This window comes from Pseudoalteromonas lipolytica, from assembly GCF_003515105.1.
Taxonomy (GTDB): domain Bacteria; phylum Pseudomonadota; class Gammaproteobacteria; order Enterobacterales; family Alteromonadaceae; genus Pseudoalteromonas; species Pseudoalteromonas lipolytica.
The window spans coordinates 257,865-282,410 of sequence record NZ_CP032091.1 but is presented as its reverse complement, the minus strand read 5'-3'; the positions used below and the strand labels follow the sequence as shown (position 1 = coordinate 282,410).

Here is a 24,546-nt window from a genome sequence, read left to right as displayed (position 1 = left end):
CTGCGCTATTGTGTGGGTTGTGACATTACAACCCACATACCTTGGGTATTTATAGTGATTTAAAAAGGCGAAAGACATTTCGCCTTTTTAGTTTTATAGTGAATAAAAATAATAAATTCTTATCGATGCTATGCTGCTAGAAAAAGCCAATCAATTACTTGCTGAAAACAAACTAAAAGAAGCTGAGTTTCATTTTAAAGCCTTGTTAGATGCGAACCCTGAAAATGGTGAAGCATTGTTTGGTTTAGGCAGAATCGCACTTCGATTAGAGCGCTATGATGCTGCTGTATATCTGTTGCAGCGCGCGTGTGAAAGGCTGCCCTATCTGCTTGAACCGTTGCATGCACTTGCCGATGCGTTTAATGGCGTGCATTCACCTCAAGATGCGCTTACTGTGCTTGAATATGCAAAATCAATCGCAAGTCATAACCCAGAGCCTCACTACTTTTTAGCTCAACACTATTTAACCTATGGTGAACTCGACAAAGCCTATGGTATTTTACAACAAGCGCTCGCCATGGGTGATTACCCAGTTAAGGCCTATATACTTTTTGAGCTTGTGCAATTTTCTCGCTTTAATCACGAGCAAAACTACCTCAATGAGCTGCATCACTTTTTAACACTCACCAATAACTTACGTTTAAAAATGGTCTGCTACTACGCATTAGGTAAAAGCTATGATTTATTAGATGATACCGAGCAAGCATTTAATTACTTTACCCTCGCTAATAAACTGCAGTCACAACTGACTACGTTTAAAACCAATGAACTCGCCCCTTTTTATCAGCAAATCATCAGCCAAAGTGATGCAACGTTAATTGATTCACGCGATAAACGTTTTACGGGCACGATCACCCCTGTTTTTATTATCGGCATGCCACGAAGTGGCTCTACTTTGCTTGAACAAATGCTAGTTAGTCACGAAAGTTTTGCAAGCCTAGGAGAAGATGCCAGTATCAGCAATCAGGTTGTAGCGTATATTGAGCAGCAAACTCAATTACCTTACCCCGAGTGCCTATCTAAACTGGATCAAAAGCTGATCAGTACGGCGCGCAATATCTATATAGAAAGATTAAAGCAATCTCCCCATGTACACCCGTATATGATCAATAAGCTGCCAGCAAATTATCAATCACTTGGATTAATCTATCTATTATTTCCAAACGCAAAATTTATAAATATACAACGTGATTATCAGGCTGTTGCGTGGTCAGTATTTAGTAATTACTTTGCAGAAAATGAGCCCTACTTTTGCTCATTGACTGAATTTAAGCAGTATTACGATTTATATCAGCAACTTATATCGCACTGGCATAGCGTAATGCCCGATGCACTTTTTGACTTACAATATGAGCAACTCGTCACAGAACCTGAACAAACGTTGAGTGCTCTGTGTGAATTTTTAGGCGTTAAGTACAGCAATCGCTTTTTAGAGTTTTACAAGTCGAATAAGCCAGTCGCAACACTGAGTAAAGCAGCAGTCAGACAACCATTAACTGACAAAGCTAAAGATAAATATAAGCGTTACGAAACGGCTATGAATCGCCTTGTGAATGAGCCGAAAACCACTCAAGAAGATCAGCAAACTGATCGTGGCGCGCCTCAGGGTGAGTAAGCATATTAATATGGTCATAATTCACCTTGTGACCATATTTTCGACCGTAAATCGTCATTGTTTGCACACCTACACCTGACTCAGCCATGAACTTTTCAATGTCAATCGGTTGGCAAAGCGCCTTATCTTTTATACCCGCCACATGAAAAATAGGGGGCAGAGCTATATCTTGCAGCGCTTTTGCATAGTCAAAGCCGTCATCTGAGTCTACCCAGGGCTTGCGCTTAGCCCATTGCATACTTTGATAATGGGACTTACGCGTTTCATCGTCACTTCCCCATTTCAATTTTTTAGCAGGCACAAACCCGTGTTTTCTCGCCATTAAAGGTGCTAAACCATACCAAATTAAATTACCTTGGATATATTTGCTTGGGTGATGATTATAAAGCGTGCGCTTTGATCCAAAATACGCACAAGCCCTTACATCATTAATTAGATTAGGAAAGCGCGCAAATACGCTATTCATTAATACCCCACCCCATGAATGGGCAACCCAATAACGTGCGGGTGCACCTTCAAGTTGTTCTATTTTTGCTAAAAAAGCGGGGATGTCTTCTAATATGGCTTCGGTTTGCCCGTAGCTCGCATATTTTGATATTGCAGGTTTACTTTCACCACGGCCCCGTAAATCAGCCACGTAGCACACATAACCCTGTTCAGCTAAAAACGGTGCCAAACCTTTATTGCTGTGAGTGTAAAAAATTTTGCCATTCTCGACTGCACCATGCATAAAAAACACCGCAGGCCCGGTTGCATCAGTTTTACAAATACGGCGCATATGGAGGGTTTGATTTTCAGCTAATTTTATAAATACAGACTGTTGTTTTAATGTCACGGTTGACCTTTTTTATTATTATAAACTCATCGTACCAGCAATACGTTACGTCAGTATTACTAGCAAAGCAAGCATGATGTGATCAAGTAAGTAGCCCTTAAATACAACAAGACTTTGTAAACGTAAGAGCGGGAGTTTTAATAAAAATATAACGGAATGAACCAAATGAAATTGAGTTGAGTTGAGTTGAGTTGCATGCTTAAAGACGATAAGCGGACATTGACAACTCCCTTATTATCGTTTTTTTCACAGTTGGCTAAACATGCAGCTCAGGATGAAAACCAACTGTGAAAAGTGATTTCCTTGCTATGTTTTTTTACACTCGAAACCCTTAGAGTCCACCCGTGCGATACTGTCTTTGTCGCCACATTGCTCTATGGCCATTTCCATGTGATTTTGCTCATTATATTGTTTAGCAATGGCCCCAAGCCCTACCAATATTACCAAGGCTATAAGAACCTTTTTAAATTTAGACATAAACACTCCTTTGAAAATGATCACTCAATACATTAGTACCTAAATATTACACATAAAGAGACAAGCAAACAATTCACTTTCCCTCTGCACAAACCAGCCGCAAGCTTTAATTACTCGCAGCGGTTAAAGTTTACCTTTAATTATCATTCAATCATTGCCATTGAATTTATATTGAAATGATAAATGGAAAACGATTCACCCTCTTCTTTTAAAGTCACTGTTATTTGTGCTTCACCATTTTCAAAAGAAGCTGGGATTTTATAAGTAACAAAAGTACCTGAACCATCGCCTGTTACAGCTTTAGTGCTGACATTAATAAATTGATACTCACCGAGTTCTTTCAAATCGCCTAATTTCGAAAAAGCTCGAACAATTTTTGACAAGTCGTCATCTGAAACACCCTCAATTGAGGTTGGGGTCATGTAACTTTTTAATGTTTGTGCGTCCCATTTAGATATTTCAGTTAATGCTGGGGTTAAATAAGGTATCGCTGTTTCTTTATATCCTGAGGCTTTAAATGAAGTCCAAACCGCTAGGATTACAAACAAGCAAATTATAACTAAGAGCGTTATACCCATTCCTTTAAGTATTTTTTTTATCATTATTTTTATTACTTTTCAGTTAGTTGAAATTAAAATTTACCAGCTTTGAATTATTATTCATAGCCGTTTTATGACTCGTATTAATGAAAAGATTACTTTGCCTCGATTATCAAACAGATAAACTGCATTTAAGAACACACATGACTTTATCACTTAGCTTACCTTTGTGAATTCAGTTAACGTTTAAAATCAGAAAGTTAAATGCATGAAAATTGGTTTTTAGTCATTTTATGCTAACAGAAACCAATAAAATTTCTGACCACCCTGCCTGTTTAAAAAAACCTAAAAACAACACTTTGTAATGATTAATTTGATACAATCTGTACTGAACATTGCTAACAGATAGGTTTATTTAATGCATCCGCGAAATCGCCACCTCAATGGCTACGACTTTACTTTATTATGTAAAGATACTCCGGTTCTTTCTCAGTTTATAACACAAAGCCCAACCGGCAGTGAGACTCTCGATTTTTCAGATGCAATGGCAGTGAAAACCCTTAATCAAGCATTATTAAAAAGCTACTACAAAATTGATTTTTGGGATTTGCCCGACAATTATCTGTGTCCTCCTGTACCCGGTCGAGTTGATTACATTCATCACCTAGCAGACTTATTAGCCAGTGATAACCAAGGTAAAATCCCTACAGGTAAGCAAGTTAAAGTGCTGGATATTGGCACAGGTGCAAATTTGATCTACCCGTTAATAGGTCAACATGAGTATGGCTGGCATTTTACAGGGTCTGATATCGATGCCTTATCCGTTAAAATTGCCAAGCAAATTGCGCAATTTAACCGTTTAAAAATATCAGTAAAGCAACAAGATAACAGCAATAAAATGTTTACAGGCGTTATCACTGATAAAGATGTGTTCCACTTAACCTTATGTAACCCGCCATTTCATGCCAATGAACAGCAGGCACAAACAGGTTCACAGCGTAAGTGGAAAAATTTAAATAAAATCCCTAAAAAAGAACTCAACTTTGGGGGCAGAGAAAACGAACTTTGGTGTGAAGGTGGCGAACGCGAGTTCATCAGTAAAATGATCACCGAAAGCCAAGAGTTCAGTGAGCAGTGTATTTGGTTTACGTCTTTAGTATCAAAGTCAGAAACACTCCCACAACTCAAAAAACAACTCGCATCGCTTGATGTCAAAGACGTTAAAACAATAAAAATGGCACAAGGCCAAAAAATAAGCCGCTTTATCGCTTGGAGTTACTTTGACCAAGCAGACCGCGAAGCCATTCTTAACCAACTTGTATAAGGGTAATAACATGATCGACTTTCGTTCAGACACAGTCACTCAACCTACAGCCGATATGCGTGCAATCATGAATAATGCTGCCGTTGGTGATGATGTTTACGGTGATGACCCAAGCGTTAACCAATTAGAACACGTTGCTGCTGAGCGACATGGGTTCGAAAGTGCGCTTTTTTGCAGCTCTGGTACGCAAGCAAATTTACTTGCTTTAATGGCGCATTGCGAACGTGGTGATGAGTACATTTGTGGCCAACAAGCACATAACTATAAGTTTGAAGGTGGCGGTGCCGCCGTACTTGGGTCGATTCAACCACAACCGATTGAAAATAACGCCGATGGCACCATTGATTTAAACAAGGTGGTTGCAGCTATTAAAGCGGATGACTTTCACTTTGCAAAAACGAAACTACTCAGCCTTGAAAACACCATTGGAGGCAAAGTACTGCCATTAAGTTACCTTGAACAAGCAAGAGAATGTGTTAATAAACACAACCTTGCACTTCACCTTGATGGTGCGCGTGTGTATAACGCAGCAGTTAAGTTAGGTGTCGATATTACTGAAATCACCCAATACTTTGATTCAGTGTCTATTTGTCTATCAAAAGGATTAGGCGCCCCTGTGGGTTCATTATTATTGGGTAACAAAGCACTCATTGATAAAGCTCGCCGCTGGCGTAAAGTGCTTGGTGGTGGTATGCGCCAAGCGGGTATGCTTGCCGCAGCGGGGCAATATGCGCTTGAGAATCATGTCACCCGACTAAGTGACGATCACGATAATGCGGCTTATCTCGCTGAAAAATTAAATTCATTATCAGGCTTTGATACCACACCTTTTCAAATCGATACCAACATTGTGTACGCAAATGTCGATGAAGCTATTGATTTAAAAGCTGTTGCTAATAAGCTAAAAGAGAAAAATATACTTTTTTCAGCAGGCAAACCACTTCGCTTAGTGACGCATTTAGGGGTCACTAAGCACGATATTAACTGCTTTATTGATGCTTTAGCGGCAGAGATTTAACGCGGCTTTATAATGTTTGCGGCACACCGATACATATCGGTCGTTGCCGCCAATTTCAACTTGATTACCATCAGCAATCGCATTGCCTTGCTCATCGGTGCGTAAAACGTGGTTTGCTTTACGACCGCAATGGCATACGGTTTTTAGCTCAATAAGCTTATCCGCCCACGCTAAAAGATACTGCGAGCCACTAAATAACTCACCTCTAAAATCATTACGAAGACCATAACAAAGAACAGGAATGCCCAGTTCATCGACCACATCGGTTAATTGCATCACTTGCAATTTAGATAAAAACTGACACTCATCAACTAAAATACAATGACGCTTTTTCTGATCGTTCAACGATTTGATTAGCTCAAATACATCTTTGTCGGCATCAAAAATATGTGCATCAGCTTGTAAACCTATCCGTGACGATACTTTGCCAACGCCCGCTCTGTCATCAATCGCAGCGGTTAAAATCACTGGTTCCATTCCACGTTCGCGGTAGTTAAAAGCCGATTGTAAAAGTGTGGTTGATTTACCCGCATTCATTGCAGAATAATAAAAGTACAGCTGTGCCATGATGTTGCCCAAAATTTAAAGTCGCAATATGCTACCCTAATCGTGCAATAACATCATCTATTACCTTACTCTTTTGCGCCGTAGCTGCTCATCTCTAAATGAGGGGAGTTTTGCATCTGTTTTGCAAAGGTCAATGGGATATTCTGCTTTAAAAGTTGCTGCCAAATAACAACCGCCTCATTCTGATGCTTAACATAAAACTCATTTGAAAAAGCCAAGTACGCTGTCACCGTATTTAAAGGCGGATAGACAGGTGCCAGCTTCTGTCGATGGTATACCGATAAATCAAGTTTATTATTTTCGATTTGGCAGAGCACTAAAGCCGCATCGGCTCGCCCCTCTGATACACGCTCTATAGCCTGCTGCTGAGTAAACGTGTGTTCAATAAAAAACGCCTCTTCGCTGGCCGCTTCTCCCACAAAAAGCCCATTTGCAACGGCCAAAGAAAATGCCTTTGATTGTAACACTTCACGAGATTGCCATTTGGTATGAAAGCGACGACTTCCAATTAAGCATTGGCTCATTCTTGCAAAGGCAAATTTAGCAATCGGTACACCTTTATCAGTAACCGGAAATACAGCATAACGGGATTTTTGTGGACTAAATCCCGCTATAAATGCATCGACTCGACCCTGCTTAATCGCTGTAATGCACTGCGACCATGGCATTTTTACAAACTTAAAAGTCACGGATTCAAGTGCATTATCAAGTTTAGCAAGCGCCGCTAATTGCGCCGTAGGTTCAACAAGGGGTATTTCATGTTTAGCACCAACAAACAGAGGTGCTTGCGTGTGGTCCGCATAACATAAGGTCAGGGGCAATGGCGCACTACTTTTTGCCTGACAATGCAGAGAAAGTACGATAAAAAGAACAAGTAAAAATCTAATAAAAAACAACGTCACTGCCATAATAAACTACGAATTTAGTCAACTAATAACAGTGTAGAAGTAAAAACAGGATTTTTACAAAATTCCTTCGTGTTTAAGTAGCCATTCTTTACGGTCTAGTCCACCAGCATACCCCGTTAACTTTCCGCTTGCTCCAATTACCCGATGACATGGCACTATGATACTAATTGGGTTCTTCCCATTGGCTGCGCCCACTGCACGCACCGCTTTTGGGTTATTAATAGCCTGTGCTATATCTAGGTAACTCTTGGTTTTACCAAATTCAACCCCCATTAGCGCACGCCACACTGATTGCTGAAACGCCGTCCCTTGTGTGTCAAGCGGCACACTAAAATGTGTACGTTCGCCCTTGAAGTATTCGTTAAGCTCGCTCATGCATATTAAAATCGGGGTTAGTGTATGCTCGTTAACGGTTTCAGTTTGCATGGCAACAACAGGATAAAAACCTACATAACTGACGCCCTTTGAGGAGCTTTGAATGGTAATATCGCCAAGTGGGCTTGGCATAATAACTTGTTGCGTTTTCATAATTGTTGCCATAGTTGAAATGTTAAATAAGAACGGAAAGGTGCACAGCGCTCACTATCAAATTCACCGACCTCTGCTAAAGCCTTTTTAATGCCTAAGTCACCGGCAAGTAAAATATCAGGGTTACTTTGACCTCGCAGCTTAGCGTAATTAACTGTCCATGGGCCAATCCCTTTTAGTGACAGCCAATTATCAAGCTTTTGATTATCAGGATGTTGATGACAATACTCACTTAACCGGTTTAAAGCGTCTTTGCGTGATTGAGGCATTTTAAAAAAGCTCAATTCTGAATTGGCAAGCCATTCTGGAGATGGAAAAAACACGGTATCACACGCTTGATTAAACTCAGCGACCAGCTTAGTTACCAAGTTGTGCGCAGCAGTCACACTCACTTGTTGACCCAAGACTGCGCGAATACCCGCTTCAAAATCTGACCAAATACCCGGCAAGCGTAAGCCTTGTGTCAATGGCATGGCATTATTAAGTTCGGCATTTAAATGGGCTTCAATCGTGTGCGTATCAGCATCTAAATCAAGTACACGACGAATGTTATGGATCACTTGTTGTAAATAGCGGGTGTTATCAATATCTATCGTGACTTTAAAATGATTTTTTTGTTCAACAAATTGAGCAGTAAATTGCCCTTGGCAATGCGAGTCTTTAAATGTGCGCCCATAGCTTGTTTCGCTAAGCCATTCGAGACCTTTAATTAAGCGGCGCTGTAAAAACCCATGTAAAGCCTGCCAGTTATAAGGTGGACGAAACGCCAAAGTTAAATTTAACGTTGCACTTGGTTTTTTATCGGTTTTTCGCAATTTTGATGGTGCAATATTAAGCTGCTTTAAAAATGCGTCGTTAAAACGGCGAATACTATTAAAACCAGATGCAAAAGCGATGTCAGCAACCGATAAATCAGTTTCTTGTAACAGCTGCTTAGCAAAATTGCACTGATTGAATAAGCGATATTGTGTGATTGAAAGACCAAAGTGCTGATTAAACAAACGACGCAAATAACGACTCGACACACCTAATCTATCGGCCAGCACTTCACAATCATATGCCTCGCCTTTGTCAATAAGTTGCTTTGCTCTTAGCGCCGTGGTTTTAGTTCCTAACCACGCGGGACTATTCGGTGCACTATCAGGTCTACACCGAATACAAGGGCGAAACCCATCCTGTGCCGCTAAATGCGCGTACTGATAGTATTCAACATTTTTCTCTTGCGCTGTCGGTGCTGGACAAATTGGCCGACAATATATACCGGTACTTTTTACCGCGACAAAAAATACCCCATCAAATCGGGCATCACGGCTTTGCCTTGCTGTACGCCATTGTTGGCTAGTCATAATGATTCTCGTAATCAGCTAATACCGATAGCTTAACCGAATATATTTTTTTGACTAGCCAGTTTCGGACCTTAACTATTTAATCGCTGCTAAATAACGTCGCTCAACTTCGGGCCAATTAATCACTTTATAAAATGCAGCGATGTATTCTGGTCGGCGGTTTTGATATTTTAAGTAATAGGCATGCTCCCACACATCGAGAGCCAAAATCGGCATATGGTTATGCATCAGCGGGCTGTCTTGATTTAAACTACTTTCGACAACGAGTTGATTATTTTCGTCAACACATAGCCATGCCCAGCCACTTCCAAAGCGGCTAACAGCGGCATCAGTAAACTGTTCTTTAAACTCATCAAAACTGCCAAATGCTTCAACGATCGCTGTATGTAATTCACCGCTTGGTTTGCCTACCCCATTCGGTGTCATTACTTGCCAAAATAATGAGTGATTATGATGCCCGCCAACATGCTCTTGCACCGCCTTTTGTAATGACTCGGGCATTGTAGCAATCGTTCGCAACAGTGTTTCGGCATCTTGCTCGCTATAATGACTCCCTTCTAAGGCAGCATTCGCCTTATTAATATAAGTTTGGTGGTGCAATGTATGATGGATTTCCATGGTTTTTGCATCAATATTAGGCTCGAGTGCATCATAGTCATAAGCTAAATCGGGTAATGTAAAAGGCATACTGATTCCTTATCGTTAATGTAATAACTGCGTTTTGTGGGGATGCTCAGCTAATAGCTGATTTATACGATTGATGAGGGTTGGAAATGCCGATGACATTTTCGCAAACTTCACCAGCTCAAAATACGTTTTGTGATGATGATGTAATACGTGTGTGCGAACTTGCTGCTCTGGGTGCATTAAAAGATGACTAAGCCGTTGATGAGCATAGCAAAGCCAACTACAGGCTTGCTCAGGTTTTTGCATAACTTTGAAGGTATCTGCAAGGTTTAAAGTCGCCACTACAAAGGCCGCAATACAATGCTCTAATGTGTCAATAACCGTGGGGTTTAGTGGTAAGTTCGCAAATTGCGTGAGTAATGTTTCTGCACAACCACTTGCCTGCGTGTAGTGATCGCGAGCAATGATTAATTCGCCAGACTCAAAAGCAAGATTCCCGTTATAAATAGCGTTTTGCCAAGGTGCTAATGCATCATCAATAACTGGAGCACCTAAGGCCGAGATATGTGTTGTGTGTGTCATAAAAATCACCTGCACTTAAAACCTGTGTATTAAAACTACACAGACAAAACACTAAATGCAAATGATTTTTATTTATATTTATTATTTGTGTGATTTGGTGATATTACTGATTCGCAAAATCGATCAACTCTTGCCCTGTTAGTCGATAAATGATCCATTCATTTTGTGGTTTAGCACCAATGCTGTCATAAAAATCAATCGCTGGTTTATTCCAATCAAGTACTACCCACTCAAATCGACCGCAGTCTTTTTCTAGCGCTTGTTTCGCAAGGTATTGCATAATTTTTTTACCTGCACCTTTACCACGGCTATCAGCACTGACGTATAAGTCTTCTAAATACAAACCGTTTTTACCAAGCCACGTAGAGTAATTATAAAAATAAACGGCAAAACCAATGGCTGTGTCACCTTCTAAACAAATAACACTGTGAGCGGTTGCACCTTCACTAAATAAAGTTTTTAAAATAGCATTCTCATCAGTCTTTACTGCATCTGGTTCTTTTTCGTAGATAGCTAGTTCATTGATGAAATGTAGGATAGTTGCTGCGTCGCTCGGTACTGCAGGACGAATTGAAATTTGATTGCTCACGGTCTGTTCCATATGTTACTTCATTATTATAGCGCCCAGTTTATAAGGGCTTACGTGTTGTGTAAACGCCCTTTACAGAATTACTCAGTACTAAAAAAGGGGCGATTACGCCCCTCTGCAAATAAGCCACTTAGGCAGTTATTTATTACTCATCGACTTATAAAGAACAGGCAGGACAAATAAGGTCAAAAATGTTGCGCTGATCAAACCGCCAACAATCACTGTTGCCAGTGGTTTTTGTATTTCAGCCCCTATTCCCGTGCTCAATAGCATGGGTATAAGCCCTAACATTGAAGTTAATGCGGTCATTAATACTGGTCGTAACCTTGAGGTTGCCCCATCAAACACCGCGTCATCTACTTCGTCTCTGCTCTTAAGACGATGATTAATACTTTCTACCATGACCACACCATTCAATACCGCAACACCAAACAAAGTAATAAAACCAACAGAGCTTGGTACCGACAAATATTGCCCAGATACAAACAGAGCCACAATCCCCCCTATTACCGCTAAAGGGACATTCACTAAAATAAGTAATACTTGCGATACATTGCCAAATGCAAAATAAAGTAATAGCGCAATCAGTAACAATGCCGCTGGCACAACAATCATTAAACGTTGCTGTGCCCGTTGTTGGTTTTCAAACTGACCACCTATAGCAACACTGTAACCACTCGGTAGCTGTAATTTATCCTCTATTATCGCGCGAATGTCAGCAACAACAGATCCCATATCACGTCCTTGCACATTCGCTTGTACAACTACGCGCCTTTGTACATCATCACGGCGTACTTGGGATGCTCCTGATTCAATCGCTACCTTAGCCACATCACCTACTCTCACAATCGCCCCCGAGGGGGTTTGTAAACGAAGGTCTGCAATTACACGCGGGTTCTGCCGGTAATTTTCTGCTATGCGAACATAGATATCGTAACGCTCGTTAGCATTGATAATTTGCCCTGCACTTTGTCCACCAATTCCGTGCTGTACAACCTCCATTAAATCAGCAACCGATAATCCAAAACGCGATAACGCTAAGCGATCAGGTTTCACAATTAACTGTGCCTCACCGCCCATTTGCTCCATGGCCACATCTTTAGCACCGGGTATTTGTTTAACTAGCTGCTCAATTTGCTGACCTTTTTCACTTAACACCGCTAAATCACTACCAAACAACTTGATTGCTAACTGTGCTTTTACACCCGATAATAGTTCATCAACACGGGTGGCGATGGGTTGCGAAAAGTTAAATAAGAGCCCAGGAAACTGCTCAAGTTTTTCTTCCATTAACTGCTGGAGTTCAACACGTGTTTTAGCATTTATCCATTGCTCGCGAGATTTAAGACCAATGTATATCTCTATGTTGTTAACAGGTTCAGGATCGCCACCGACTTCTGCTCGACCAATCCGACTAAGTGCATAATCGACTTCTGCAAATTCAAGTAACATGGCTTCCAGTTTAGGTGCCACTGAGATTGCCGTTTCAAGACTGGCTGATGGTGCAAGCGTTACCCGCAAATTAATCGTACCTTCTTCAAGTTCGGGCACAAACTCAGTCCCCAACCTTGGAAGTAAAATAGCGGCTGTAACCAATAACAAAGCAGCAATAGCAAGCACCAACCGTTTTGCTTGTAACGCCTGTCGTAACGCTCGTTGATACAACTTTTCAATGGGTTGTAGCAGCTTACTGTGTTTAACTGTCACGCCTTTAGCAAAAAAGTACACACTTAGCGCAGGCACAACGACTAAGGCAACAATCATGGCACTTACTATCGCTAACATGATACTGACGGCCATAGGCTGGAACAGCTTTGCTTCGACTCCTTCAAAGCTGAATAAAGGCAAAAATACCGTTAAAATAATCAATGACGCAAAGAAAACTGGCCGAGCAACTTCTTTTGCTGCAACAGCAACCAGCTCACGGCTTGATTTACCCTGATTATGTTTTAGCCCTAGATGACGAAAAATGTTTTCAACCATAACAACAGAGCCATCCACCAGCATGCCAATAGCCACAGCAATGCCACCCAATGACATTAAATTGGCCGACAGCCCTAACCAAGCCATAATACTGAGCGCTAAGCCGATTGAAATTGGAATGGACAGCAAAACCAAGAATGTTGCTCTTAAGTCTAACAAGAATAGCGCTAACACTATGATTATAAATACAAATGCAAGTAACAATGCATCTATAACGGTTTGTACCGCGTGGCTAATAAGTGCCGCTTGGTTATAAATAGGCGTGAATTTGACGCCCTCAGGCAGCGCGCGGTTGATCATTGTAATACGCTCGTTAATACCATCGATGGTCTGCTTCGTATTTGCACCAATCCTTTTTAATACCACGCCAGTTACAACTTCGCCTCGGTTAACAACATCACCATTTTCATCGCGAGTCGATAAGGTTACTGCCCCTTGGCGTATTTCACTCCCAAGCTGTACGTCTGCAACATCAGTGACTTTAATTACGGTGCCATCAATCGTTTTGATGGGGGTTTGCGCAATTTCACTCAGGCCTTTATCACCGGTCGAAAACCAGCCAGTACCACGAATAACTAATTGCTCTTGACCGCGGTTCATATACCAACCGCCAACATTCCTGTTGTTTGCTTGCAATGCATTGCTTACATCTTGTTGGCTTAGGTTATAGGCAAGTAATTTGTTAGGGTTGAGGTTAACGTGATACTGTTTTACTTCGCCACCAAACGATAAAATATCAGTAACACCATCAATGGGTAATAGTAATAATTTAACCACCCAGTCATTTAGGCTTCGCAGCGCCATGCTATCAATGTCAGCATCGGGCTTTGCTTCAAGTAAGTATTGATAAACTTGCCCAAGACCAGAGGTATTAGGCCCCATGGTAGGCATGCCAAGTCCGTTAGGGATTAGCTCTTTAGCAGATTGTAAGCGCTCAAACACTAACTGCCGCGCAAAATAGATATCAACGCCTTCTTTAAACACCACCGTCACGCCCGACAAACCTGTTTTTGAAATCGATCGCACTTGTTCAACGTCAGGTAGTGCGTACATTACCGCTTCTATTGGGTATGTGATAAGTTGCTCGACTTCTTCCGCTCCAAGACCAGGAGCTTCGGTGTTAACAGCTACCTGCACATTTGTCACATCAGGAAACGCATCTAAGTTCAGTTTTGGAACCATTAATGCACCCAGAGCAATGGCCGCAAGTAAAGCTAATAGCACGATGAAACGGTTTTTTATCACCGACTCGATTAATAAATTAAACATGCGGCACCTCTAATGGTTATGCGGATCAAACCCGCCTTTTGCGAGCTGTGAAGCAACAAAGAATGCGCCTTGAGTAACAACGTTAACCCCTTGCTCGATACCTGATATTTCACGGTATTGTGCTAAATTTCGACCTACGCTCACCTCTTTGGCAATAAACCCACCATCATCATCAACCACAAAAACTTGCCAATCACCATCGGCACTGCGTGTTAACGCGTTTTCGGGAACCGCAAGCACAGCTTGCTCTGTTGTAAAGTGAAAATACACATCTGCAAACATGCCCGGGTGTAAGCTGTGCTGGGTATTTTTCACTTCAAGCCGCACTGTCCGTGAGCGTGTTTGCTCATCAATAGTGTGCGCCTCTTGAATAACTTTAGCGTGGTAACGGTTTCCATTTACCTGCATCGTTGCAACAGAGCCATTGGCAATCGTGCGGTCTTGATTTGAGGAAAGTTGCGCTTCTACCCACAGCGCAGATTCATCTGCAATGAGCATTAATTCAATACCTGAATCGACACGCTGACCTTGTGAAAAATTATCGGTGAGTACAGCACCCGAAGTAAGTGCAAATAAGGTATATTCACCGAGTTTTTCAGGCGAGATAGTCAGTGTTTGTTCTATTGCGTATTTAGACAATCCAAACGCGACAAGGCGACTGTATGCCACTTCGTACTCGGCTTTAGCAGTAAGCAGCTGCTTTTCGCTCACCGTACCACGGGTCATTTTACTCACCCGCTGCCACTCAGCTTCGGCTAACCTAAATTCGGTTTGTCGGCTTGCCACTTCTCCACTAAACAAGGTTACCAAGGGCTCACCTTTATTAACATGCTGTCCCAGTAAAGCGTGGCGTTTTACAACAATAGAATCAACACGAGGGGCAACCACATAACTGGCATAGCCATTGGCTTTAACTTCACCCGGTGCATACACGGTTTGGCTGTGTGTTTTGAGTGCAAGGCGTTCGACCTTAATATTCGCTAATTGCTGTTGCTGTGGCGTTAAGGTTACTTCGTTAATGTGTGGTGTTTGTGCATTTTCTTGATGGTCATGCAGTTGCTCTGACGCAAAACTGTTTGCGACATATATAAAGCATACGCACGACAATGCGTAGCGTATAAAATTTCTTAAATACATAATTTTTCTCTTACTTAAAATAGGCTAAGCCCAAGCTTGCCTTAAAAAATAATCCCAAAGACAAGGGAGTAAAGTGTTAAGTAAGAGAGGCGATTGGGGGGCGATGAAGTGGTGTTAGATCTGCCGACTTAAAATTAAGCTCTAACAGTTCAATTTTTGCAAAATAAACTGAAACGGGTTCAGAAAGGGTAAATGAATCAACAAATGCAGGACTGTGACACACATGACAATGGCCTTTTTCGGCGGAGTCAGATAACTGTTTAGCAAGCTCGGCATGTTCAGATTGATGCTGTTGATGATCGCCATTAGCTGCGCAGTGGGCTTCAAGATCCAGCTCTTCTAAAAGCAGGGCTGAGGTGTGATTAAATGCAACATTATGATCAGCCACGTCAAAGCTATCCAGCAACGGCTGGAGCAATAACACACTAATCAAAATAACAAATGCTGCTTTCACGTAACACCTAATAATTGGTACAACGGCGTTAACTTAACAAATTAGTACTTATTTGAACAGTAAAACCTAAACACGAAACACCCCAGACATGCATACTGCTAACGAGTGTTTTAAAAGCGATGCTCACATGATATAAAAATAAAGAAATCAGCAACTAGGTATGCTTATGGGACACGGACATCACCACCATCACGATGCAGAAAGCAAAAGTACACAGCAATTATTACTTGCTGTATTAATTAATGTGTTACTTACATTTGCACAAATTGTGGGGGGGCTCATTTCTGGAAGCCTATCGCTCATTGCTGATGCACTGCACAATTTAAGTGACGCATCATCGTTATTTATTGCGTTAATAGCACGCAAAATTGGGGCTAAACCAGCAAATAATCGATATCAATATGGCTATAAACGCGCCGAAATATTAGCCACGCTTTTTAATAGCCTGAGTTTAATTGTAATTGGTGGCTACTTAGTCATTGAAGCAATAAAAAGTTACCTAAATCCAGAACCCATCGATGGCTGGATCGTTATTTGGGTTGCAGGGTTAGCCCTGATTATTGACCTAGTAACGGCATTCCTTACCTACCGTGCTGGCGCTAATCAAAGTATGAATATTCGTGCTGCGTTTATTCATAATCTTTCAGATGCTATGGCTTCTGTCGTCGTTATTATTGCCGGCTCTCTGATCATTTTATATCAATGGTATATTGTCGATCTTATTGCGACCATTCTTATCTCTGTGTATGTGATATACCACGGCGTATTGCTCTTAATTGCCAGCAGTAAAATTTTAATGCAAGTTGCACCAAGTCACTGCGAATCAACACATGTATCTGAACAACTGATAAGCGCATTTCCTATTTCAAATATTGAATACATAAAAGCATGGCAGCTTGATGAACACACCGTGCATTGCGAACTAAAGTTTTATGCCCACCAAACAATCGACAACAATGAAATTCGTCAATTTTTACAGGATAAGTTTGCTATTAAGGCGTGTACTATTGAGCAAGTTTTAGTGTAAATGTTACTTGTTATCATTTACAATTTACCTTTGTATTTAAAACAAAGTAAAGGAACACCTCTTGAAGTTGTGGTTACGCCGTACGCACTTACTCCTTGCCTTAGTAAGCGGCCTTTTTTTGATTTGCTTGAGTTTAACAGGCGCATTACTTATTTACGCAAAAGATATTCAGTACCTTACACAAAGTGATAAATGGACGGTGACTCCACAAGCTTCACCGCTCGCTTTTGACCCACTAATAGCACGCGTATCAAACACAACTAAACAACCTGTTACTTTATTAATGCCTGAGGCGCGTGATGATCTTGCTTGGCAACTACAACTTGCCAATAATCGTTATGTGAGCGTTAACCCTTACACCGGTGATATTTTATACGAATACGATTATTACAGCACGGTGTATGGATTTACCATGGCGCTACATCGTTGGTTGCTTTACGAAGATGGCGACAAAAACCACCCTTTGAGGAACTGGGTTTCACTATGCGCGCTTATTCTTATTTTAGAAATATTACTAGGGTTTTACATTTGGATTAAACCTAAAAACCGTTTAAAGCGACTAGCTATAAAACCAAAAGCCAAATTTAGAGTATTAATGTACCAACTTCATACCGTGCTGGGCGTCTATTTATTGCTGCCACTTATTTTAATAGCATACACAGGCATGGCGTTTAACTGGCAGACAGAAACTAAAGCGGTATTAGAGTTTGTAATGCAAGGCACGGTTGAAGACAGACCTAAACCACCTGACGTGCTGCTCCCTTCAGAAACAACACCTTATCAAGTACAAAAAGCCTATAACAATGCACTCACTGTTTTTCCTGAAGGTAAACTGTTTAGAATTTATTTACCTAAAAAACCGACTGACAACATTGGTTTTCGCATCGAAAACCCTGGTGAAAGCCATGCCTATAGCTGGGTATGGGCCAACCCGTATACAGCCAATATCGTCGCGAGTTACGACGCCAGCAAAAGCTCGTGGACAACACAAACATGGCACTTTAAATACAAATTCCATATTGGCGATTTTGCGGGACCTATTGTGCAGTTACTGTGGCTTGTGTTTGCCCTGTCACCTTTATTTTTTACTGTGTCGGGTTTTTACTTTTGGTACAAACGCCACTTTAGATAATAACGCGTAATTAAACTTAAACTGATAAAACATGAACCCCCGAGCATATCACTGCTTTTAGCAAAAAGAAGTGTTTACATTGGCTAATTATACTACTGTATTTAGCCACCTTGAATAGCTCATATTCTCGGGCAAAGCATGATAGTTCAACATACCCAGTATTATTGATTGATGTGTAAAATAGGTTTTAATACCAACAATACAAAAGAAAGAGTGGGCCAAAACAGTGGGCCAAATTGTAGTTATGACTACCTCTATTGTTTTATTACTTATTTGGGTGCCGCTTAGAAATACAGCGGCACCTGATAAGTTAATTCAAAGTGCTTTCATTCAAGACATCTCTATTCAAGCCAATACTACTCTCTAATGACTTAAAACGACCCTTTAATTCATTGCAGCAATTCACAACATACGCGTTAATCCGACAAGCTCTATCGCTAATATGCTACATACATCGTAGAGATTAAACTGCCAACACTATTGCAAATAGTTATCATTAAGCTTGCCTTTACAGTTCTTTACATTTACACTGCCGCCCCATAACTCATTTCATTTATCTTTTTTTAACAAGGACAAACATGTTAAAAACATCGCTTAGCCTTATTGCACTGGTGATAAGTAGCCAATCATTTGCTGATGATGCACTCAATAAAAAACTCACAGCAGAAGAGATGGAGCACGTTGTCGTTTCTGGTAGCCGTGTTTTTGAGAGCATTGATGAAGTACCTGCTTCTGTGACTATAATTAATCAACAAGAAATTGAAGAACACTTAAAGGTAAATCCAGAATTACAAAGTTTGCTGTCACAAATGGTACCCGGACTTGCACCTGACACAGGCAGTTCAAGCAACACAGGCCAAAGTTTACGTGGTCGCGCCCCACTTGTTATGATTGACGGCGTTCCACAATCAACACCTCTGCGTAATGGTTCTTTAGGAATAAAAACGCTTGATCCAAGTGCAATAGCCCGTATAGAAGTTATTAAAGGCGCCACCTCTATTTATGGCAATGGGGCTTCTGGCGGTATAATTAACTATATTACCAAACAAGCGCAAAGTGAGGGTAAAACCGAAGGTGAAATTAGCCTATCATCACGTTTTAGTGCCGTAAAACTAGAAGAAAGTGCAGGCGCACGCCTCTCAGCAGCTATTAATGGCCGCGCAGATAAATTAAGCTACTTATTTACTGCCAGTTATGAAGAAAACGGGGTACAACGTGACGCCGAAGGCGACATTTTGGGCTTGCAATATGGTTTGTCTGATGCCGTAACCGAAAACTACTTCACTAAACTGGGGTATGATTTTGACGATCAGAAACAACTGCAATTTAGCTATAACTTTTTCAGTTCTCAGCAAAAAACAGATCTCGGTGATGTCGTTGGTAATATTAACAATGGCGAAAAAACCTACGCGATACATGTGCCAAAAGAGTTGCAAAAACGAGGTAAACCACAAGGCCCTGAAGGCAACGAAAATATTACCTTGAAATACACTGATTACGCCTTGTTTGATAATACCCAAATGACCCTCGACCTCTACATGCAGGATATCGAAAACATATTCTTCTATTCGCCAAACCTTGCAAACCCAGATGAGGGCTACGATGGTGGTCAGTCAATAATCAGCTCAGAGAAAAAAGGCGCACGTGCGACATTTAATACCCTGGTCGATTTTGACAATATTGAAGCAACCTTTATCTATGGTTTAGATGCTTTAAACGATGTGACATCACAACCCCTTGTTGATGGCCGCATTTGGGTCCCCGAAATGGACATGAACAGTGTTGCAGGCTTTTTACAGACTAAATGGGTTATCAATAACGACTTAGTTGTTAAAGCCGGTGTGCGTCAAGAAAGCATTGACTTAAGCGTCGATGACTACGAAACATTAAAACTTTGTCGCTCTGCAACACAATGTTCAGTGCCACTGAATGTAAAAGGCGACACCATTGACTACGACGCAACAACCTATAACGTGGGTATTAAATATAATTTGCTAGCGGCCTTTAGCCCCTTTGCAAATTACTCACAAGGCTCTGACATTTCAGATATTGGCCGCTTGTTACGAGCAGCAACTGTGAATGATATTGGGTTAATTCAAACCGATGCGTCTATCATCGACAACTATGAAATTGGTTTTACCTCACAGTTTGATGATGTTCGTTTTGAATTTGCAGCCTACCGAAGTACATCGGAGTTTGGGACGACCAACAGTTTTAATGAGACAACCGGAGTGTATGAGCCCGTACGAGCACCACAAGAAATTTGGGGTTACGAAACACTTGTTGACTACATGATTAGCCCAACCTTAAAGCTAGTTGCAACCTACAGCTATGTAGAAGGCAAAAACACTGAAGACGATATTTACTTAGGTTCTCGTCAAATTAGCCCACCAAAAGGAACTGCGAATTTAAACTGGACGCCTAACGACGAACTGTCATTAAGCGCAAGTTACTTGTATGTTGGCTCACGTAAGCGCTTTGAACCTAATGCAGATGGTGATTATGTGGGCGATCAAGGTCCAATTAGCAGCTACAATATTGTCAACTTGAGCGGCCGCTATAAGTTTACACATAACTGGCAAGCCTTCATGGGTGTTGAAAATCTATTTAATAACGATTACTACCCTGCTCGTGCGCAATCATACACGTACGGTGGTTACAACATAAAAGGCCTAGGTACAACAGTGACATTAGGGGCGACATATCGCTTTTAACAGCCGCTTAATAAAACACTAAGCCCTTCTTCGTAAGGGCTTTTTTATTTTTAAATAAAAACGATAAATTGTTCATTTATCAACCATTAACGCAAACTTAAACGAGAATCACAATCAATAGTAAACAACTGATTTACAAGGAAAAAGTTTGCAATCTTATTTTTATATACTACAATTATCGCAACTTGAATTTTGAGGACAGCACGATGAAAGGTAACCAGAAAGTCATTGATAGTTTTAATAAACTACTCGCAAACGAATTAGCCGCTATAGATCAATACTTTATCCATTCACGTATGTACGATGATTGGGGCCTTAACAAGCTGTACGAACGCCTTAACCACGAAATGGAAGAAGAGAAAGATCACGCTGACTGGTTAATCAAACGTATTCTATTTTTAGAAGGCGTACCAAACATGACCAAGCGTCGTGATTTATTAATTGGTACCGACGTTAAAAGCATGATGCAAAACGATCTCACTCTTGAACTTGAAGTGGTTGATTGTGTTAAAGAAGCCATTGCTATTTGTGAGCAAGAAAAAGACTATCAATCGCGTGAAGTACTTGAAAAACTATTATTCGATACTGAAGAAGATCATGTTTATTGGTTAGAGCAGCAGCTTGGTTTAATCGACAAAATTGGTAGCCAGAACTACCATCAATCTCAAATGGGCGAATAGAGGTTTACACGTATGAAAGGCGATAAAAGCGTTATTGCTGCACTAAACAAAGTACTAGCAAATGAGTTAGTGGGTATTAATCAATATTTTTTACATGCGCGTATGTTTAAAGATTTTGGCTTTTCAAAATTAGACAAAGCTGACTATAAAGTGTCTATTCAAAAAATGAAAAACGCCGACCGTTTAATTGAGCGTATTTTGTTTTTAGAAGGATTACCAAATCTACAAGACCTTGGTCGTCTGCGTATTGGTGAAAACTCTGAAGAAATGATTGAAGCAAACATGAGCTTCGAGCTTGATTCACTCCCTGATCTTAAAGCTGCAATTAAACTTGCTGAAGAGAAAAAAGATTACATCAGCCGTGAAGCGCTTGATCACATCTTAAATGAGCAAGAAGAGCAAATTGACTGGCTTGAAACACAGCAACAGTTAATCAAAACCGCAGGGCTTGAGAATTACCTGCAATCTCAAATGTAATTTGCAACTATCAAAAAGCAGCCTCGGCTGCTTTTTTCTGCTTAAGTCCCCCCTAACCTAACTAAATCGTTGCATATATTTAAAGCAATCCTATCAGAAAATTCTGATATCGCTGGGTTTGTCGCAATTTAAAGCGGCTTAACAGTGAACTTGATAATGATTTTTATTAACATTAGCTTGTATCCAATAAAGACACTGAGCTTTAGACGTAAAATATCAATTTACTTAATTAAGCGAGCGAGTTTGTAACATAACATATTGCTTATAAACGCAATGATTATGTTGTTTAGCGTTCATAGCGATTGCGATTAACTTGCTCTACTTCTTGTATTTATTTAATCGTGGATAAGGCATATTTAACACGGTGATCATCAGATTTACTCCCTCAAGATGAGCAAGTATGTCGGCACATTGGTATTGCACACCACTTTAAAGGATACATTCACCCTTCGAATAATTAGCTAGGTTTAATAATGAATGATTTAACTAAGCGAGCAGTCATTTCTTCTTGTGAATATTTTAAAGAATGTATAGATCAAACAATCGACACAGGTATTAAAGCAGGTAATAAAATGAGTATGAATTGGCTGTCTGAGGCGCTTAATTACCCTAACAGGAAAAAGTTAGAACGGGATTTCAAACGATATCTCAACACCACTTATAGCGATTACATTGCCAAGAAAAGACTGACTCTGGCTTGCAACATGCTTTGTGAGGAAAAAGTGTCTATTAAAGCGGTTGCGCTATCCTGCGGATTTAGTAATTCTGCGACATTCTGTAATGCCTTTAAACGCCAGTTTGGCTTAGCCCCCTCGGTATACAGAGTTGATAGATACAAACAGCGGGTTAAACAAGGATGTGATTGTTCAAAAGAAAAGCGACTTAACAGCGCCGCTTAGAAACTTAGGATATATTACGCACCAAGTAACGGGTGCGTTTATTTATGAAGCGTCTTTTTGCTCAATGATAGATACTTTATTGCTTAAAATTAATGAGTTAGGAATTAAATGAATCGCCCCTTCACCTTTAATAGTTATATAACGAAGATTTAAATCGACTACGATGCCTTTTGAATTACTCACTTCGATATAATTGCCAAGTTTTACCGGCTTATAAAGGACAATCATCACACCAGCAACCAAATTAGAAATTGCGTCTTTTAGCGCAAAACCAAGTGCAAAACCTGTTAAACCAAGCCCAGCAACCAATGCAGCCACATCGAAGCCTAACTTAGAAAGAGCCAGTACGATGCCAACAAAAAGTAAAATAGCGCGCTGCGAGTTCGAAATCAGTCGGAAGGTTTCAAGTGCTGTTGAGTCAAAACGACGTTGAAACTGCTTTATCGCACGGTCAATAATCAAACTAGCGATAAAACAAACAGCCAACACAAAAAATGCCTGAATGAATTGATTAGTCATTGAGTAAATTAGCTCCAGCCAAAAAGCCTATAATAGGCTTAAATAACCTACCAGAAAACATATTATTGCTTTTCAAATACACAACTAACCGAAGGCTGGCTGAGTGTATAGGTTATTTTATCGTTATCCTCGAAGCGCAAATCTTCAACGGTCGTCCCTTCGTCACTTTCATCATTACAGCGACTGTAGCGATTAGTTCTTACTATGCCATTAACGAAATACTTGAGTTTCGATGTGACGATGCAAAAATCAGGAATTTTCTTCGTTTGTGTACCGTTATGTAAATCACTAAAGTCTATTAGGCTTCCTAAAGTGAAGCCTTGTGTGGGCTGTTTAACCAAAGTAAACGGTGCACTTTTGCATACTTCATCACTGCCAGATACAAGAGCATAGTCCCCCTGCTTCGCTTTTATCAATGACAAAAACTGTGTTTTATTACTGGGTTTAACATCGAGTAACGCACTTGCTAAAAGTGAATTTGAGAACAGGAACAACACTAAACAATAGTAATATCTCATTGAAAATCCATAAGCTTATGCACACTAAACAAGCATAGCATGCTGTGTAAGGTTGGTGAAAATATAACTGTATTGCTTCATACGAATTAAAATCAAAAATAGCTCTACTTTATAGATGAACCAGAGGCACTTTAAATAAATATGTGCTATATCTTTGAGTGATAATAATTTTTGGAGGGATTCTAATGAAACTAATCAAGTTACTTTCTATTGCGTTATTCTTCGGTTTATTTAGCTTGCAGAGCGTTGCTGGCGACGATGATTGGAAATCAATTGCTGAAAAAAAGGTCAGCTTTAAAAGTGAAACCGACACTGTTAATCCTTTAACTAAAAGCCGATATAGTCATATAAAAGTCAAATGCACGCATGGCACCGTTAACCTTAAAAGTATTAAGGTGATCATGAATGACGGCGAAGAAAAAGTGTTCGACAATTTAGGTGTTCTCAGTAAAGGCATGTCGTCACGAAGCTTAAGTCTGCCTGATAAAAACGACGCTAAGCTTGATAAAATAGAGCTTAATTACGAATCAGTTGGCAGTGCCGCACTAAGCATGGCGGGTGTAACAGATAAAGCACAAGTTGAAATTCTAGCGAAAAAGGCAAATAAAGAAGATTAGTGCAACTTGCGAGACAACCATGTTCGAACGAGTACATGTAAGCTTTCATGTAGGAACGGCTTCAGCCGTGAACTTTAAAAATTCGGCGTTAAAACGCCTCCTACATCGAAAGTGTTCTGCTGTGTAGTTCACCACTTATAGCGGCCTACATACTTATAGCAGCCT

General features: G+C 40.5%; 25 protein-coding genes. 10 read left to right on the top strand and 15 right to left on the bottom strand.

All coding sequences use genetic code 11. From position 1 onward, the window contains the following. Positions 1–130 precede the first annotated feature (130 nt). Positions 131–1,615 carry a tetratricopeptide repeat-containing sulfotransferase family protein gene (locus D0907_RS17580; RefSeq protein WP_118844940.1) on the top strand — a complete coding sequence of 495 codons (1,485 nt, stop codon included), beginning with the start codon at positions 131–133 and terminating at the stop codon, positions 1,613–1,615. On the opposite strand, the gene D0907_RS17575 is transcribed toward D0907_RS17580, so the two are convergent. From D0907_RS17575 to D0907_RS17570, 3 genes are all read right to left on the bottom strand, one after another. Continuing rightward, positions 1,536–2,450, bottom strand: a complete 915-nt coding sequence (locus D0907_RS17575; protein WP_036972821.1) for an alpha/beta fold hydrolase — start codon at positions 2,448–2,450, stop codon at positions 1,536–1,538. The genes D0907_RS17580 and D0907_RS17575 overlap by 80 nt on opposite strands. Positions 2,451–2,756: 306 nt before the next feature. After that, a complete protein-coding gene (locus D0907_RS21085) occupies positions 2,757–2,927 on the bottom strand; it encodes a hypothetical protein (protein ID WP_155950861.1) in 171 nt (56 codons plus the stop codon). A 143-nt stretch (positions 2,928–3,070) separates the two neighbouring features. Continuing rightward, entirely contained in the window at positions 3,071–3,529 is a 459-nt protein-coding gene (locus D0907_RS17570; RefSeq protein ID WP_118844939.1) for a hypothetical protein, read from the bottom strand. A 355-nt stretch (positions 3,530–3,884) separates the two neighbouring features. Between D0907_RS17570 and rlmF the strand changes: the two genes are divergently transcribed. Beyond that, positions 3,885–4,790: a 23S rRNA (adenine(1618)-N(6))-methyltransferase RlmF gene (gene rlmF, locus D0907_RS17565; protein ID WP_118844938.1), complete on the top strand. Its 906-nt coding sequence runs from the start codon at positions 3,885–3,887 to the stop codon at positions 4,788–4,790. 10 nt (positions 4,791–4,800) lie between these two features. Continuing rightward, positions 4,801–5,808 (top strand): low-specificity L-threonine aldolase, encoded by a 1,008-nt coding sequence (ltaE, locus tag D0907_RS17560; protein ID WP_065979111.1) that lies wholly within the window; start codon positions 4,801–4,803, stop codon positions 5,806–5,808. Here the strand turns inward: ltaE and D0907_RS17555 are convergent. The 10 genes from D0907_RS17555 to D0907_RS17510 all read right to left on the bottom strand — a co-directional run bounded on the left by D0907_RS17555 (position 5,791) and on the right by D0907_RS17510 (position 15,798). Further along, positions 5,791–6,375, bottom strand: coding sequence for a thymidine kinase (locus D0907_RS17555; protein WP_065979110.1), 585 nt, complete (start codon positions 6,373–6,375; stop codon positions 5,791–5,793). The genes ltaE and D0907_RS17555 overlap by 18 nt on opposite strands. 65 nt (positions 6,376–6,440) lie before the next feature. Next, positions 6,441–7,271 (bottom strand): transporter substrate-binding domain-containing protein, encoded by an 831-nt coding sequence (locus D0907_RS17550; RefSeq protein ID WP_162898068.1) that lies wholly within the window; start codon positions 7,269–7,271, stop codon positions 6,441–6,443. 66 nt (positions 7,272–7,337) lie between these two features. Next, positions 7,338–7,811, bottom strand: coding sequence for a methylated-DNA--[protein]-cysteine S-methyltransferase (locus D0907_RS17545; RefSeq protein WP_118844936.1), 474 nt, complete (start codon positions 7,809–7,811; stop codon positions 7,338–7,340). Further along, positions 7,808–9,157, bottom strand: a complete 1,350-nt coding sequence (locus tag D0907_RS17540) for a DNA-3-methyladenine glycosylase 2 family protein (protein ID WP_118844935.1) — start codon at positions 9,155–9,157, stop codon at positions 7,808–7,810. Before D0907_RS17540 ends, D0907_RS17545 begins: the two co-directional genes overlap by 4 nt. Positions 9,158–9,232: 75 nt before the next feature. Next, the gene (locus D0907_RS17535) at positions 9,233–9,844 is read right to left on the bottom strand and encodes a superoxide dismutase (protein ID WP_118844934.1); all 612 of its coding nucleotides are present in this window, start codon (positions 9,842–9,844) and stop codon (positions 9,233–9,235) included. Positions 9,845–9,859: 15 nt separating this feature from the next. Further along, positions 9,860–10,366 (bottom strand): hypothetical protein, encoded by a 507-nt coding sequence (locus tag D0907_RS17530; RefSeq protein WP_118844933.1) that lies wholly within the window; start codon positions 10,364–10,366, stop codon positions 9,860–9,862. Between the two features lie 103 nt (positions 10,367–10,469). Beyond that, a complete protein-coding gene (locus D0907_RS17525) occupies positions 10,470–10,967 on the bottom strand; it encodes a GNAT family N-acetyltransferase (protein ID WP_268260732.1) in 498 nt (165 codons plus the stop codon). 126 nt (positions 10,968–11,093) lie between these two features. Beyond that, positions 11,094–14,207, bottom strand: coding sequence for an efflux RND transporter permease subunit (locus D0907_RS17520; protein WP_118844932.1), 3,114 nt, complete (start codon positions 14,205–14,207; stop codon positions 11,094–11,096). A 9-nt stretch (positions 14,208–14,216) separates the two neighbouring features. Next, complete coding sequence (locus D0907_RS17515; protein WP_118844931.1) at positions 14,217–15,344, bottom strand: efflux RND transporter periplasmic adaptor subunit; 1,128 nt, start codon at positions 15,342–15,344, stop codon at positions 14,217–14,219. Positions 15,345–15,420: 76 nt separating this feature from the next. After that, entirely contained in the window at positions 15,421–15,798 is a 378-nt protein-coding gene (locus D0907_RS17510) for a hypothetical protein (RefSeq protein ID WP_036972834.1), read from the bottom strand. A 166-nt stretch (positions 15,799–15,964) separates the two neighbouring features. Here D0907_RS17510 and D0907_RS17505 point away from each other — a divergent pair, with 166 nt between their 5' ends. The 6 genes from D0907_RS17505 (at position 15,965) to D0907_RS17480 (ending at position 22,727) form a co-directional block, all read left to right on the top strand. Then, a complete protein-coding gene (locus D0907_RS17505; RefSeq protein ID WP_036972835.1) occupies positions 15,965–16,825 on the top strand; it encodes a cation diffusion facilitator family transporter in 861 nt (286 codons plus the stop codon). Positions 16,826–16,886: 61 nt separating this feature from the next. Further along, on the top strand, positions 16,887–17,957 hold the full coding sequence (locus D0907_RS17500) for a PepSY-associated TM helix domain-containing protein (protein WP_065979103.1): 1,071 nt from the start codon (positions 16,887–16,889) through the stop codon (positions 17,955–17,957). A 578-nt stretch (positions 17,958–18,535) separates the two neighbouring features. After that, entirely contained in the window at positions 18,536–20,671 is a 2,136-nt protein-coding gene (locus tag D0907_RS17495; RefSeq protein ID WP_118844930.1) for a TonB-dependent receptor, read from the top strand. 206 nt (positions 20,672–20,877) lie between these two features. Beyond that, on the top strand, positions 20,878–21,351 hold the full coding sequence (gene bfr / locus D0907_RS17490; RefSeq protein ID WP_036972840.1) for a bacterioferritin: 474 nt from the start codon (positions 20,878–20,880) through the stop codon (positions 21,349–21,351). Positions 21,352–21,363: 12 nt separating this feature from the next. Continuing rightward, complete coding sequence (gene bfr / locus D0907_RS17485) at positions 21,364–21,828, top strand: bacterioferritin (protein ID WP_036972843.1); 465 nt, start codon at positions 21,364–21,366, stop codon at positions 21,826–21,828. Between the two features lie 473 nt (positions 21,829–22,301). Continuing rightward, on the top strand, positions 22,302–22,727 hold the full coding sequence (locus tag D0907_RS17480) for a helix-turn-helix domain-containing protein (RefSeq protein WP_036972845.1): 426 nt from the start codon (positions 22,302–22,304) through the stop codon (positions 22,725–22,727). A gap of 42 nt (positions 22,728–22,769) precedes the next feature. Here the strand turns inward: D0907_RS17480 and D0907_RS17475 are convergent, their stop codons facing one another. Continuing rightward, positions 22,770–23,246 (bottom strand): mechanosensitive ion channel family protein, encoded by a 477-nt coding sequence (locus D0907_RS17475; RefSeq protein ID WP_036972846.1) that lies wholly within the window; start codon positions 23,244–23,246, stop codon positions 22,770–22,772. 62 nt (positions 23,247–23,308) lie between these two features. Then, on the bottom strand, positions 23,309–23,764 hold the full coding sequence (locus D0907_RS17470; protein WP_036972849.1) for a hypothetical protein: 456 nt from the start codon (positions 23,762–23,764) through the stop codon (positions 23,309–23,311). 185 nt (positions 23,765–23,949) lie between these two features. Here D0907_RS17470 and D0907_RS17465 point away from each other — a divergent pair, with 185 nt between their 5' ends. Then, positions 23,950–24,381, top strand: coding sequence for a hypothetical protein (locus D0907_RS17465; protein ID WP_036972851.1), 432 nt, complete (start codon positions 23,950–23,952; stop codon positions 24,379–24,381). The last annotated feature ends 165 nt before the right edge of the window (positions 24,382–24,546 follow it).

Excerpts from the sequence above, each read along its gene's own strand:
- D0907_RS17495 (WP_118844930.1), top strand. The coding sequence starts at position 18,536 with ATGTTAAAAACATCGCTTAGCCTTATTGCACTGGTGATAAGTAGCCAA.
- bfr (WP_036972840.1), top strand. The coding sequence starts at position 20,878 with ATGAAAGGTAACCAGAAAGTCATTGATAGTTTTAATAAACTACTCGCA.
- D0907_RS17540 (WP_118844935.1), bottom strand. The coding sequence starts at position 9,157 with ATGACTAGCCAACAATGGCGTACAGCAAGGCAAAGCCGTGATGCCCGA.
- D0907_RS17580 (WP_118844940.1), top strand. The coding sequence starts at position 131 with ATGCTGCTAGAAAAAGCCAATCAATTACTTGCTGAAAACAAACTAAAA.
- D0907_RS17480 (WP_036972845.1), top strand. The coding sequence starts at position 22,302 with ATGAATGATTTAACTAAGCGAGCAGTCATTTCTTCTTGTGAATATTTT.
- D0907_RS17470 (WP_036972849.1), bottom strand. The coding sequence starts at position 23,764 with ATGAGATATTACTATTGTTTAGTGTTGTTCCTGTTCTCAAATTCACTT.
- D0907_RS17515 (WP_118844931.1), bottom strand. The coding sequence starts at position 15,344 with ATGTATTTAAGAAATTTTATACGCTACGCATTGTCGTGCGTATGCTTT.
- rlmF (WP_118844938.1), top strand. The coding sequence starts at position 3,885 with ATGCATCCGCGAAATCGCCACCTCAATGGCTACGACTTTACTTTATTA.
- D0907_RS17525 (WP_268260732.1), bottom strand. The coding sequence starts at position 10,967 with ATGGAACAGACCGTGAGCAATCAAATTTCAATTCGTCCTGCAGTACCG.
- D0907_RS17570 (WP_118844939.1), bottom strand. The coding sequence starts at position 3,529 with ATGATAAAAAAAATACTTAAAGGAATGGGTATAACGCTCTTAGTTATA.
- D0907_RS21085 (WP_155950861.1), bottom strand. The coding sequence starts at position 2,927 with ATGTCTAAATTTAAAAAGGTTCTTATAGCCTTGGTAATATTGGTAGGG.
- ltaE (WP_065979111.1), top strand. The coding sequence starts at position 4,801 with ATGATCGACTTTCGTTCAGACACAGTCACTCAACCTACAGCCGATATG.
- D0907_RS17530 (WP_118844933.1), bottom strand. The coding sequence starts at position 10,366 with ATGACACACACAACACATATCTCGGCCTTAGGTGCTCCAGTTATTGAT.
- D0907_RS17535 (WP_118844934.1), bottom strand. The coding sequence starts at position 9,844 with ATGCCTTTTACATTACCCGATTTAGCTTATGACTATGATGCACTCGAG.
- D0907_RS17465 (WP_036972851.1), top strand. The coding sequence starts at position 23,950 with ATGAAACTAATCAAGTTACTTTCTATTGCGTTATTCTTCGGTTTATTT.
- D0907_RS17545 (WP_118844936.1), bottom strand. The coding sequence starts at position 7,811 with ATGAAAACGCAACAAGTTATTATGCCAAGCCCACTTGGCGATATTACC.
- D0907_RS17555 (WP_065979110.1), bottom strand. The coding sequence starts at position 6,375 with ATGGCACAGCTGTACTTTTATTATTCTGCAATGAATGCGGGTAAATCA.
- D0907_RS17475 (WP_036972846.1), bottom strand. The coding sequence starts at position 23,246 with ATGACTAATCAATTCATTCAGGCATTTTTTGTGTTGGCTGTTTGTTTT.
- D0907_RS17520 (WP_118844932.1), bottom strand. The coding sequence starts at position 14,207 with ATGTTTAATTTATTAATCGAGTCGGTGATAAAAAACCGTTTCATCGTG.
- D0907_RS17505 (WP_036972835.1), top strand. The coding sequence starts at position 15,965 with ATGGGACACGGACATCACCACCATCACGATGCAGAAAGCAAAAGTACA.
- bfr (WP_036972843.1), top strand. The coding sequence starts at position 21,364 with ATGAAAGGCGATAAAAGCGTTATTGCTGCACTAAACAAAGTACTAGCA.